This is a genomic window from Herbaspirillum frisingense GSF30 (assembly GCF_000300975.2).
GTDB classification, from domain to species: domain Bacteria; phylum Pseudomonadota; class Gammaproteobacteria; order Burkholderiales; family Burkholderiaceae_D; genus Herbaspirillum; species Herbaspirillum frisingense.
Window position 1 is genome coordinate 1 of sequence record NZ_AEEC02000066.1, and the last position, 11,918, is coordinate 11,918.

General features: G+C 62.7%; 13 protein-coding genes. 9 read left to right on the top strand and 4 right to left on the bottom strand.

Going from position 1 to position 11,918, the window contains the following annotated elements:
* Window positions 1–60: 60 nt before the first annotated feature.
* On the bottom strand, window positions 61–318 hold the full coding sequence (locus HFRIS_RS23995) for an acyl-CoA-binding protein (protein WP_006465620.1): 258 nt from the start codon (window positions 316–318) through the stop codon (window positions 61–63).
* 20 nt (window positions 319–338) lie between these two features.
* Window positions 339–695, bottom strand: a complete 357-nt coding sequence (locus HFRIS_RS24000; protein WP_006465622.1) for an FKBP-type peptidyl-prolyl cis-trans isomerase — start codon at window positions 693–695, stop codon at window positions 339–341.
* A gap of 312 nt (window positions 696–1,007) precedes the next feature.
* Between HFRIS_RS24000 and HFRIS_RS24005 the strand changes: the two genes are divergently transcribed.
* The 5 genes from HFRIS_RS24005 to HFRIS_RS24025 all read left to right on the top strand — a co-directional run bounded on the left by HFRIS_RS24005 (window position 1,008) and on the right by HFRIS_RS24025 (window position 5,724).
* Entirely contained in the window at window positions 1,008–1,991 is a 984-nt protein-coding gene (locus HFRIS_RS24005; RefSeq protein WP_039877226.1) for a YVTN family beta-propeller repeat protein, read from the top strand.
* Window positions 1,992–2,013: 22 nt separating this feature from the next.
* Window positions 2,014–2,835, top strand: coding sequence for a polysaccharide deacetylase family protein (locus HFRIS_RS24010; protein WP_006465626.1), 822 nt, complete (start codon window positions 2,014–2,016; stop codon window positions 2,833–2,835).
* 107 nt (window positions 2,836–2,942) lie between these two features.
* Window positions 2,943–3,929, top strand: a complete 987-nt coding sequence (locus HFRIS_RS24015) for a sterol desaturase family protein (protein WP_039877229.1) — start codon at window positions 2,943–2,945, stop codon at window positions 3,927–3,929.
* A complete protein-coding gene (locus tag HFRIS_RS24020) occupies window positions 3,929–4,774 on the top strand; it encodes an EI24 domain-containing protein (RefSeq protein ID WP_006465628.1) in 846 nt (281 codons plus the stop codon). Before HFRIS_RS24015 ends, HFRIS_RS24020 begins: the two co-directional genes overlap by 1 nt.
* 143 nt (window positions 4,775–4,917) lie before the next feature.
* The gene (locus HFRIS_RS24025; protein ID WP_006465629.1) at window positions 4,918–5,724 is read left to right on the top strand and encodes a competence/damage-inducible protein A; all 807 of its coding nucleotides are present in this window, start codon (window positions 4,918–4,920) and stop codon (window positions 5,722–5,724) included.
* A gap of 88 nt (window positions 5,725–5,812) precedes the next feature.
* Here HFRIS_RS24025 and HFRIS_RS24030 read toward each other — a convergent pair whose 3' ends face one another.
* On the bottom strand, window positions 5,813–6,376 hold the full coding sequence (locus HFRIS_RS24030) for a phasin family protein (RefSeq protein WP_006465630.1): 564 nt from the start codon (window positions 6,374–6,376) through the stop codon (window positions 5,813–5,815).
* Window positions 6,377–6,811: 435 nt separating this feature from the next.
* Here HFRIS_RS24030 and HFRIS_RS24035 point away from each other — a divergent pair, with 435 nt between their 5' ends.
* Both HFRIS_RS24035 and HFRIS_RS24040 read left to right on the top strand, forming a co-directional pair.
* On the top strand, window positions 6,812–7,660 hold the full coding sequence (locus HFRIS_RS24035; RefSeq protein WP_209443047.1) for a histone deacetylase family protein: 849 nt from the start codon (window positions 6,812–6,814) through the stop codon (window positions 7,658–7,660).
* A gap of 59 nt (window positions 7,661–7,719) precedes the next feature.
* Complete coding sequence (locus tag HFRIS_RS24040) at window positions 7,720–8,619, top strand: DMT family transporter (protein WP_006465632.1); 900 nt, start codon at window positions 7,720–7,722, stop codon at window positions 8,617–8,619.
* 3 nt (window positions 8,620–8,622) lie between these two features.
* Here the strand turns inward: HFRIS_RS24040 and HFRIS_RS24045 are convergent, their stop codons facing one another.
* A complete protein-coding gene (locus tag HFRIS_RS24045; protein WP_006465633.1) occupies window positions 8,623–9,429 on the bottom strand; it encodes a helix-turn-helix transcriptional regulator in 807 nt (268 codons plus the stop codon).
* A 158-nt stretch (window positions 9,430–9,587) separates the two neighbouring features.
* Between HFRIS_RS24045 and HFRIS_RS24050 the strand changes: the two genes are divergently transcribed.
* Together HFRIS_RS24050 and pbpG are read left to right on the top strand one after the other, a co-directional pair.
* Entirely contained in the window at window positions 9,588–10,349 is a 762-nt protein-coding gene (locus HFRIS_RS24050) for a class I SAM-dependent methyltransferase (RefSeq protein WP_006465634.1), read from the top strand.
* A gap of 426 nt (window positions 10,350–10,775) precedes the next feature.
* Entirely contained in the window at window positions 10,776–11,879 is a 1,104-nt protein-coding gene (gene pbpG, locus HFRIS_RS24055; protein WP_006465635.1) for a D-alanyl-D-alanine endopeptidase, read from the top strand.
* The last annotated feature ends 39 nt before the right edge of the window (window positions 11,880–11,918 follow it).

The window sequence follows — 11,918 nt, forward strand, 5'->3', positions numbered from 1 at the left end:
CCATTTTTTTACGCTTTCGCTTCCGGTATGCGGCAACAGCTAACGGCTACCGCACCCGCATCAACCCTTCAGTTCATTGAAGACATCGATGTATTCCTGCTGCGCTTCGGCTTGCGGCTTGCCCTTGAGCGCGGCCCAGGCGTCGAACTTGGCGCGGGCCACGAAATCGGTCATGCCGGGGCGCTCGCCCTGCACGTCGCCGTTGCTGCCCTGCTTGTAGAGGCCATACATCTTCAGCAGGGTCATGTTGTCGGGACGCTCGGGCAGGCTCTTGGATTCGGCCACGGCCGCTTCGAACTGTTCTTGCAGGGTGCTCATGTCTCTCTCCTCCAGCGGGCTCAGACGCCCAGCAGTTCGACTTCGAAGATCAGGGTGGCATTGGGCGGAATCACGCCGCCAGCACCGCGTGCGCCATAACCCAGGCCAGCCGGGATGATCAGCTTGCGGGTGCCGCCGACCTTCATGCCTTGCACGCCTTCGTCCCAGCCCTTGATCACATGGCCTGCGCCCAGCGGGAAGGCGAACGGGTCATTGCGGTCCTTGCTGGAATCGAACTTGCTGCCGGCGCTGCCGTCTGCATTCTGCAGCCAGCCGGTGTAATGCACGGTGACATGGCTGCCGGCCTTGGCTTCGTCGCCCGAGCCTACGGTGATTTCTTCATATTGCAGCCCGGAAGCTGTGGTGATCGTGGACATCTTGTTCCTTTCGGTGAGGGGATGGGGTGTGCGCGGCCTGGCTGTTCATGTTGGATGGAGCGGAACTGATGGATAGTGCCCGCAGGCAATTTTTCCGCCGTCCATGTCCACCTGCGCGTCGCCGCATGGCGACAGGCTTGCAGGCCGCTCCGGCAGCGGCATGCGACCGGAACGGCAGGCAGTGTAAACCAAAAATTGAAATTTTTTCATATTGCGTCAGTGGGCTGTCAGCGGGATGCCTCTGGCATGCGTTAAGAACCCAGGACGTGCTCCGTGCACGATGAGATCAGGCATTTTTGTGTAAAGTTCGTCATGTTGCGTCGATTCAGCCAACTTTTATCCCTTTCCCTCCGCGCAGCATGTGTGTCGGCCGTTCTCGCGGTGTCCGCCCATGCCAATGTGGTGGTGGTACTCAACTCCGGCGACGCCTCGGTGTCGCTGCTGGACCAGAGCGGTGAGAAGGAGCTCTCCACCTTCTCGGTCGGCAAGGAGCCGCACCACCTGATGGCCACCCCGGACAACAAGTCCCTGATCGTGGCCAGCGCCACCGGCAACCAGCTGCTGTTCCTGGACCCCAAGACCGGTGCCGTGCAGCGCAAGATCCGCGACATCATCGATCCCTACCAGATCGGCTTCACCCCCGACCAGAAGTGGTTCGTGGCCACCGGCCTGCGCCTGGACCGGGTCGATGTCTACAGCTATGACGGCCAGGACCTGAAGCTGTCCAAGCGCATCCCGCTGGCCAAGACGCCCAGCCACATCGCCTTCGACAACGACAGCACCATCGCCTTCATCACCCAGCAGGGCAGCGACCAGATCAGCGCCATCGACCTGGCTACCCAGCAGGTCAAGTGGACCATGCCAGTGGGCAAGCTGCCGGCCGGCATCGTCATGACCCCGGGCAACAAGTACCTGCTGGTGGGCATCATGGGTTCGGACTATGTCGAGGTGATCGACTGGCGTACCCAGAAGATGGTCAAGAAGATCAAGACCGGCGTCGGCGCCCACAACTTCCGTGGCCAGGGTGACAAGCGCTTCATCTATGTCTCCAACCGCGTGGCCAATACCATCAGCATCGTCGACATGACCACACTGGAAAACGTCGGCACCATCAAGGTCCCCGGCGGCCCGGACTGCATGGAAGTCACCGCCGACGGCAAGACCATGTGGGCCACGTTGCGCTGGAGCAAGAAGGTCGCGGTGATCGACTTGGCCAGCCGCACGGTGACCAAGGTGATCCCGGTGGGCCGTTCGCCGCACGGCATCTACCTGTACAACCGGGCGCCCGATATCTGATCCTGCCGATGACCGCTCCACGATGACGCTGTTCCTCTCGAACCAGACCCTGCGCGGCCTGTGCCTGTTCGCCATCCTGGCGGCCGGCCAGGCCGTTGCGCAATCCGCCGCACCCGAGGCCGCCGCCTGCAAGGGGCACATCTACCTCACCTTCGATACCGGCAGCCAGTCCCAGGCCGAACTGATCGAACAGACCCTGCTGCGCCACCATATCAAGGCCACCTTCTTCCTGGCCAACGAGAAGACCATCCACGGTGACTACTCCCTGGATCCGGCCTGGGCACCGCTGTGGAAGCGGCTGGTGGCCGAGGGCCATGCCTTTGGGACCCATACCTTCGACCATGTCTACGTGGTTCGCGACCTGCCGGACGGCAAGGTCGAGGTGCGGCCGCAATTCGGCGCGCAGGCCGGCAAGAAGCTGCAATGGACCCCGGCCCAGTATTGCCAGGAGATGCAGCGCGTAGACCAGCGCTTCCAGCAACTGACCGGGCACAAGCTCGACCCGCTGTGGCGCGCCCCCGGCGGGCGCCTCACGCACAACCTGCTCAAGGCCGGGCAGGCCTGCGGCTACGCCCATGTGGCCTGGGCGCCGGCCGGTTTTTCCGGTGACGAACTGCCCAGCGACAAATTCCCCAACGAGGTGTTGCTGAAAAAGGCGCTCGATGGCCTCAAGGATGGTGATATCTTCCTGGCCCATATGGGCATCTGGTCGCGCCAGGACCCCTGGGCGCCGGCCGTGCTGGAACCCTTGATCAGTGGGCTGGAGCAGAAGGGATACTGCTTTGCCACCCTGCGCGAACATCCGGCCTACCGCCACCTGTTTGGTGCCGGCAAGGAACACTGAGCGCCGCTGCCAGTCGAACCGGCGCCGAGGGCAGGGGAGCCCGGCGCACCGTCGGCCCGCAGCCCGTTCACAGCGGCATACCGTCATACCGATTCAAGCTATCCATGATCATCCAGACCATTTCCGACCTCTTTGCCACCGTCCAGGGCTGGCTTTTCGAGACCCTGATACAGCCGCTGGTGTTCTTCACCGGCATGGGCGAATTCGTCGAGGAAGCCTTCACCGGCACCGAATTCGTCCTGGTGGGCCTGTGCGAACTGGTGATCCTGTTCCTCATCCTGCGCCCGCTGGAGGCCGCCATCCCGGTCCATCCCATCACCGACCCGCGCGCGCGCTGGAATGATTTCATCTACACCGTCCTGCAGCGGCTGGGCATCATCCCCATCATCGCCTTCCTGCTGCTCGATCCGTCCCTGTCCTACCTGTCCGAGGCCTTGCACCTGGAAGGCTGGGGGACCTTCAACCTGGATCAGATCTGGCCCGGCGTGACCGACCGTGCCCTGGTCAGTTTCCTGCTCTACATGGTGGTGCTGGACTTGTGCGAATACGTCTACCACTGGGCGCAGCACAATGTGCGCTGGATGTGGGCCCTGCACAGCCTGCACCATAGCCAGCAGAACATGAACCTGTGGAGCGACGACCGCAACCACATGCTCGACAACCTGGTGCACGACATGATCTTCGGCCTCATCGCCGTGCTGATCGGCGTGGAGCCCTCGCAATACATCCTGCTGGTCTCGCTCTCGCGCATGCTGCAAAGCCTGCAGCATGCCAATGTGCGCATCCATTTCGGCCGCATCGGCGAATACCTGCTGGTCTCGCCGCGTTTTCACCGCACCCATCACGCCATCGGCCTGGGCCATGAAAGCCGGGGCCGCAATTCGCTGGGCGGCCATAACTTCGCCGTGCTGTTCCCGATCTGGGATGTGATCTTCCGTACCGCCCACTTCAGCCAGGGCTTCGCCATGACCGGCGTGCGCGACCAGCTGCCGGCACCGGCCGGCCGTGGTCGTGACTATGGGCGCGGCTTCTGGATGCAGCAGTGGCTGGGCATCAAGCGCCTGGTTGAATTCACCCGCAGGAAGCCACGCTGATGCGAATTTTCCTGGCCTCCTTCGGTCGCGCCCTGCTGGCGCAGCTGCATATCCGCATGCTGTGGCTGACCGTGCTGCCTTTCCTGGTGTCCCTGGCGCTGTGGGCGGTCTGCCTGTGGCTGGGCCTGCAACCCATCATCGACTGGCTGCAGGCCTATTTCGTGACCAACAGCATGTTCGGGGAAATCGGCAGCATGCTGGCCTGGTTCGGCATGGCGACCCTGAAGACGGTGCTGGTGCCGCTCCTGGCGATGTGGACGCTACTGCCGCTGATGATCCTCACGGCACTGGTCTTCGTCGGCCTGTTCACGATTCCTGCCATTTCCCGTCACATCGGTGCGCGCCACTATCCCATGCTCTCCAAGCGCCATGGCGGCAGCGTCGCCGGCAGCCTGTGGACCTCGCTGTGGTGCTTTGCCGTCTTCACCATCCTGTGGCTGGCCACGATCTGGGCATTCCTGATCCCGCCGCTGGCCTTCGTGATCCATTCGCTGCTCTGGGGATGGCTGACCTATCGCGTCATGGCCTACGACACCCTGGCCGACTACGCCAGCAGCGAGGAGCGGCATGCCGTGCTGCGCCTGCATCGCTGGCCGCTGCTGGCGGTGGGTACCATTGCCGGCGCACTGGGTGCGGCGCCCACCCTGCTGTGGCTGGGCGGGGTGCTGGCGGTGGTCTTCCTGCCCGTGCTGGCCGGGGTGGCGATCTGGCTGTATGTGCTGGTGTTCGTCTTTACCGCGCTGTGGTTCCAGTTCTATTGCCTGGAAGCGCTGCTGCGCTACCGCAGCGGCCAGCCACCGGATGGCCCGGTAGACGGTGCAGTCATCGATGTGGCGCCGCGTTGAAGTCTCGTTGAGCCGCGTTGAAGCCTGATTGACGCCGGGTGCTGGTACAAGGTGGGTGGCGGGGCAGGGCGCGGCCCGCCACGGCGCTGCCGAATGGGGCATAATCGCCGCCATCTTTCTTCAACTTTCTGGCGGGTAGACGCATGGCATTCGGACTCATCATCATCGGCGACGAAATCCTCTCGGGACGCCGTATCGACAAGCATTTCCCCAAGGTCTTGGAACTGCTCGGCCAGCGCGGCCTGCAGTTGTCCTGGGCGGAATATCTGGGCGACGATCCTGACCGCATCACCGCCACCCTGAAGCGCACACTGGCCACCCAGGACGTGGTGTTCTGCACCGGCGGCATCGGCGCCACCCCGGACGACCACACCCGCCAGTGCGCGGCGGCTGCGCTGGGCGTGCCGGTGGTGCTGCATCCCCAGGCCAAGGAAAAGATCCAGGAGCGCATCGCCGACATGGCCCGCGAATCCGGTGCCACACCCGACTTCGACGCACCCGAAAACCAGCACCGCCTGAAGATGGGCGAGTTCCCGCAGGGCGCCTCCATCATCCCCAATCCCTACAACAAGATTCCCGGCTTTTCCCTGCCCAATACCAGCGGCAAAGGCGCCCATTACTTCGCGCCAGGCTTCCCCGTGATGGCCTGGCCGATGTTCGAATGGGTGCTGGAAAACCACTACGCCGACCAGTTCCACCGCCATGCCTGGGCCGAACGTTCGATGCTGGTGTACGAGGCGATGGAATCGACCCTGACCCCGCTGATGGAAGCCATCGAGGCGCAATTCCCGCTGGTGAAGGTGTTCAGCCTGCCGCACGTGGGCGACCAGCAGACGCGCCGCCATATCGACCTGGGCGTCAAGGGTGACCCCACGCAGGTGGAACCGGCCTTCGAGAAGATGCAGGAAGGCCTGCGCGCCCTGCGTGCCGAGTTCCAGATCAGCGCCTGAAACGCGCAACGCCAGACGCAAAAAGGCCCCGGTCCAGCCGGGGCCTTTCAGCAATCGGCGCGAGCGCCGGATTGTCGATTACTTTTGATTACTTCTTGGCAGCGCGGGTCACCTTGGCGCCAGCCTGGGACATCTGATCCACGGCGTTGCTGACATTGGCTTCCAGCACTTCAGCGGCCTGCTTGGCGTTCTTGGTGAACTGTTCGTAGCCGGCGCTCATGTTGCCGATGGCCGACTTGAACATCGAGATGGCCTGTTCCGAACCGGCCGGGGCGTTCTTGGCCGCTTCGTCGATCATGGCCACCACCTTGCGGTTGACTTCGGCGATCTGCGCCTCGGCAGCCTTGGTCAGTTCCGACTGGGTGCTGGAGAAGATGCCGCTCAGGTGACGGCCGTAGGCGACCGACTTTTCCAGCGTGGGCTGGGCATGTGCGCTGGAGAGGGTGAAGAATTCCTGCGGGTCCTTGGCAGCGAACAGCTTCTGGGCTGCAGCCTGGCTTTCTTCGAGCGAGGACTTGGCGGCCTTCAGGTTCAGGTCCACCAGCTTTTCCATGCCTTCAAAGGTCTTGTTCGCCAGCTGGCTGAAGAGCGCGATCTGGGCTTCGGCATTGGCTTTGGCAGCAGCAGAAAATTGCTCGGTGTAGTTCGTCATGTTGAAACATCCTTCTCGGTGATAGGTTGATGAACAATGCTGCGACAGTGATTGCTTACGGACCAATCTGAAGGGAAAGGTGGATCTCCGCTGAAATTTCTTATTTGAATATGATGCATTGCACAAGGCGGATTCTAGTTTAATCGTGCATAAAGTCAAACGTTTCATCGCGTGAGAACTGCGAAAAGTGTTTCAAAATTGATCCACGTCTAATCAAGGACTTACGTGATTTTTGAAAAGGAATTCGATTCTTTTTCTACTTGCTGTCGAGCTAATGAAATTACGTTATCAATGCGCTGCGCGCAATCGTTTGCGCCGCATCGCAAAACGCTTATTGCAATGCGGAAACCCGTATCAACAGGAAGGAATTTTTTCTTGAAGGCCTTTTACAGCGACCATTTCGTGCTGCCCCTGCCACCGGGCCACCGCTTCCCCATGATCAAGTACCGCATGATCCGCGGAGGGGCGGCCAGCCTGCAGCCGGCCATCGATTTCCAGGAAGCTCAAGCCGCCAGCGATGGCGAGCTGGCGCTGGCGCACCATCCCGACTACATCGGTCGCGCCAGCCGTGGCGAACTGAACGCAGCCGAGCAGCGCGAGATCGGTTTCCCGTGGTCAACGCAGATGGTGGAGCGCTCGCGCCGCTCTTCCGGGGCGACCATCGCCGCCTGCCGCGCCGCTTTCGCAGACGGGGTGGCGGTCAACCTGGCCGGTGGCACCCACCATGCCTATGCCGACCACGGTGCCGGCTTCTGCGTCTTCAATGATGCTGCCATCGCCGCGCGCCTGATGCAGGCCGAACGCCGCGCCGCCCGGGTCGCCATCGTCGACCTGGACGTGCACCAGGGTAACGGCACCGCCTCCATCCTGGCGCGGGATGATTCGGTGTTCACCTTGTCCCTGCACGGAGAGAATAATTACCCCTTCGAAAAGGAACAGAGCGATCTCGACGTCGCCCTGCCCGATGGCATCGGTGACGCCGACTATCTGGCTGCCCTGCAGGGCGCGCTGACGACGCTGCAGCAGCGCTTCGCCCCGCAATTGCTGATCTACCTGGCCGGTGCCGATCCGCACGAGGGCGACCGCCTGGGCAAGATGAAACTGAGCATGGCTGGCCTCGCGGCCCGTGACGAGACCGTGTTCGCCTATGCACGCGAGCACAAAATTCCGGTTGCGGTTACGATGGCGGGCGGCTACGGCAGAGATATCGAACAAACCGTCGCCGTCCACCTGCAAACGATAAGACTTGCCGGCCTCCACGCTGCCCGCTGGAGCGCACGGTGAAATGACCCGGGCCTCTTCGCGCATGAGCATGTCGCATGCGGCCCGCCCACGGAAAAGAAATGATGCAATCCACCCCCGGCGCCAGCCGGTCGCGCCAGCTCCTGATGAGCCTGGTGCCCCTGTTGTTCGTATTGATCTGGAGCACCGGCTTCATCGTCGCCAAGTTTGGCCTGCCGTATGCGCCGCCGCTGACCTTCCTGCTGTTGCGCTTCACCGGCGTGCTGATCGTGCTGCTGCCGCTGGTGCTGCTGTTTCGCGCTCCCTGGCCGCACGGCCGCATCCGCCACGTGGCCGTGGCTGGTGTATTGCTGCAGGCCGGCTACCTGGCCGGCGTCTGGTGCGCCATCAAGATCGGCATGCCGGCTGGCCTCTCGGCCCTGATCGTCGGCCTGCAACCCATCCTGACCGCCTTCGCCGCGCCCTTGCTGGGTGAATCGGTGCGTGGCCGGCAATGGGTGGGACTGGCGCTGGGCCTGTGCGGGGTAGGGCTGGTGGTGGCCAACAAGATTTCGCTGATCGGCCTGTCCACTGCCAGCATCGGCCTGTGCCTGTTTGCCTTGTTGTGCATCACGATCGGTACCTTGTACCAGAAGCGCTACTGCGCCCACTTTGACCTGCGCACCGGCACCGTGATCCAGTTCGCCGCCTCCATCGTGGTGGTGCTGCCCTTTGCCGTGGCCGTGGAAGGTCTGGACTGGCATCTGGGCAACGTCCACTGGACGCCGCAATTCATCGCGGCGCTGCTGTGGTCGGTGCTGGCCCTGTCGATCGGCGCCATCTTCCTGCTGTTTGCGCTGATTCGCCGCAGCGCCGCCACCAGCGTCACCAGCCTGCTCTATCTCACGCCACCGACCACGGCCGTGATGGCCTGGCTGATGTTCGGCGAAGCCTTCAGCCTGATCGGTGCGCTGGGCATGCTGGTGGGTGTGATCGGTGTGGCCTTCGTGGTCCGCAAATGAGGATCAGACGGGCGCGGGCGCGTCCGGCATCAGCGTCACCAGTTTCAGGTCCGGCCGGTTGGCCACGCGGAAGTTGACTTGGCGATAGCGCAGTTCCCCCGATTGCGGATGCTGGAAGCGGCGCTCGCCGCCTTCGCGCTCCACCACGTCCTGCAGATGCCAGGCCCGCTTGAAGAGCGGACTGGCGGCTGACAACTCCTCCACCAGCGCCAGCAGATCCGGATCGTCCAGCAGGCTGGCACTGTCGGCCCGGAACTCCGCCACCAGCCGGCGCGCGCGCTGCTCCCAGTCGATCGTCAAGGCCTGCGCCGTCGCGCGGGCGAACATGAAGCGCAGCAGATTGGGCGCCGCCTCCCCTTGATCCAGCCACCCCACGAAGAGCTTGCACGCCGCCGGGTTCCAGGCCACGGCATTCCAGTAGCGGTCCAGCAGATAGGCCGGCGCGCGGAAGTTGCCGACCACGTCCAGGATTTCCGGCGCAATCACCGCCACCGCCTGTTGCTCCGGCAGCGCCGGGTCCTTCTTGCCGGCCAGTTCGAACAAGTAGGCCCGCTTGGCGCGCGGCAGGTGCAGCGCGTCTGCGATGCGCGCCAGCGCCTGCGGCGAGACCGAGTCGGTGCGCCCCTGTTCGATCCAGGTGTACCAGGTCACGCTGATGCCGCACAACTGCGCCACTTCTTCTCGGCGCAAGCCCGGCGTGCGACGCCGGCCATGGGCCAGGTGCGGCAGGCCGGCTTGCGAGGGGGCAGTCTGTTCGCGCTGGGATTTGAGGAAGGCCCCCAGGGCGCGGCGGGCAAGATCGGGTTCCATGCAGAAAGAGGAGGGTGGTGGTCGGGGTAATAGTATAAATGCTGAACTTGTAACAGGATAAGGATTCGCTAGACTGGCTGCTCATCCACGGGCAAATGCAACCCGCCTTTGCCTGCTTTGTATTCTTGTTCAGCTTATTTCTCCCCAGGAGCCCCGCCATGCGCAGCCATCAGCAAGTCGTCACCGAACAGTTCGGCAGTACCGCCGCCGCCTATCTCACCAGCGCGGTACACGCCCAGGGGGCTGATCTGCAGGAACTGGCCGCCATCGCCGCCACCATTCCCGGCGCCCGCGTGCTCGATCTGGGGTGCGGCGGCGGACACGCCAGCTTTGCCGTGGCGCCGGTGGTGGAAAAAGTGATTGCCTACGACATCGCCGCCGAAATGCTGGACGTGGTCGCCAGCGCCGCCCGCGAGCGTGGCCTGGACAACCTGGCCGTGCGCCAGGGCAGCGCCGACCGGCTGGAGTTTCCCGACGCCAGCTTCGACCTGGTCTGTACCCGCTTTTCGGTGCACCACTGGCGCAATCTGCCGCAGGCGCTCGCTGAAGTGTTCCGGGTACTCAAACCGGGCGGACGCTTCATCGTCATCGATACCGCCGCACCGGCCGATGTGCTGGCCGATACCTACGTCCAGGCCATTGAGTTGCTGCGCGATACTTCACATGTCCGCAATATCAGCCTGAACTCCTGGCGCAAGCTGTTGCAGGCCGCCGGTTTTGCCATCGACAGCGACAAGACCTGGAAGCTGCGTCTGGAATTCGACAGCTGGGTGGCCCGCATGCGGACCCCGCAAGACAACATCACGGCCATCCGCGCACTGTGGAAGGCCGCACCGGAAGAGGTAAAACAATATTTCGCGCTGGACCAGGCCTGTTCCTTCTCGATTGACGTCGCCATGCTGGACGCCCGCAAGCCCTGAGCTGCAGGTCTTTTGCCGTGCCGGCCGCAAGACGCATTGCGCCGTCAACGGCATCCCCCGACTGCCCGTTAGTGTTTCATTCCAGATGCCGCCAAAGTGAATTAAAAAGCGCGAAAACGAGCATCTGGGGCCGGTATTGCCTTCTGTTATCGTTTTCAGGAACTGAACGGAAAGCTTAGACTGGTATCATGTCGGTTCGTTGGCGTGGATCTTGCTCAAAAATAAATCGAATAAAATCGAGCAAGATTGTCAGGAAATGTCAGAAAAATTGGCCGAAACAGGGGATGCTTCGGCCGGCCGCAAGATAGAAAGCCGTTTAAATAAATGCGCTAACGTCTTAATTCTCTTGCGAAAATTCTGCTTTTTGCTACACTGCCAACGTTTCTCTTGTGTACTATCAGGGTAAATTCGGGGGGAGATCCACCTATGTTCAAATCAGCGCTGGCCATTTTCACATCGCTACTTTTCATCCACGCTGGTTTGGCACCTGCCGCAGCCCAGACGGTCAACAACGCCGCCAAGAAGGCCCCGGCCAAGAAGGTGGTCGCCAAGCGACCCGCCGCAGCCGTCAGCCGCACGGTCGCCAAGGGCTCGCTGAACAACCGCGAAAAGCTGGTGCGCAAGGTCAGCGTGGTCAAGGGCAAGCGCCACATCAGCTATCAGCGCGTCTCGGCCGCCCCCTCGGTGCCGGTGGTGCCACCGGTCATGACCGCCGGCGACCTGGCCGGCCTGAACCTCACGCCAGATCCTTTGGCCCTGCGCTCCAATGTGGCCCTGGTGATCGACCAGGCCAGCTCGCAGGTCCTGTTTGAAAAGAATTCCTCGGTGGCCCTGCCCATCGCCTCGGTCACCAAGCTGATGACCGCACTGGTGGTGGTGGAAGCGCGCCTGAACATGGAAGAGACCCTGACCGTCACCGATGACGACGTCGACCGCGAAAAGCACAGCAGCTCGCGCCTGCGCGTGGGTGCTACGCTGAGCCGCGACGACATGCTGCACATCGCCCTGATGAGTTCCGAGAACCGCGCCGCCTCGGCGCTGGGCCGCAACTATCCGGGCGGCCTGCCGGCCTTCGTGGCCGCCATGAACGCCAAGGCCCGCTCGCTGGGCATGACCGATACCCGCTATGTCGATTCGACCGGCCTGTCCAGCCAGAACGTGGCCAGCGCCCGTGATCTGGCCAAGCTGGTGGTGGCGGCCTATAACTACCCCATCATCCGCCAGTACTCCACCGATCCCAAGTACATGGTCGAACCCAGCGGCCATGCCATGCAGTACAACAGCTCCAACCGCCTGACCTCCAACAAGGAATGGGACATCGGCCTGCAAAAGACCGGCTTCATCAACGAAGCCGGCCATTGCCTGGTGATGTACACCCGCATCGAAGGTCGTCCCATCGTCATGGTGTTCCTGGATTCCAAGGGTCGCCTGTCGCATGTGGGCGATGCTGCCCGCATGCGCAAGTGGCTGGTGGAAGACCAGCCGAACAACCTGACCCGTGTAAAGATGGTCAGGGCCGACGAGGGTTGATCGCCGCAGCAAGCTTGCGGCAGCAACAAAAAAGCGAAC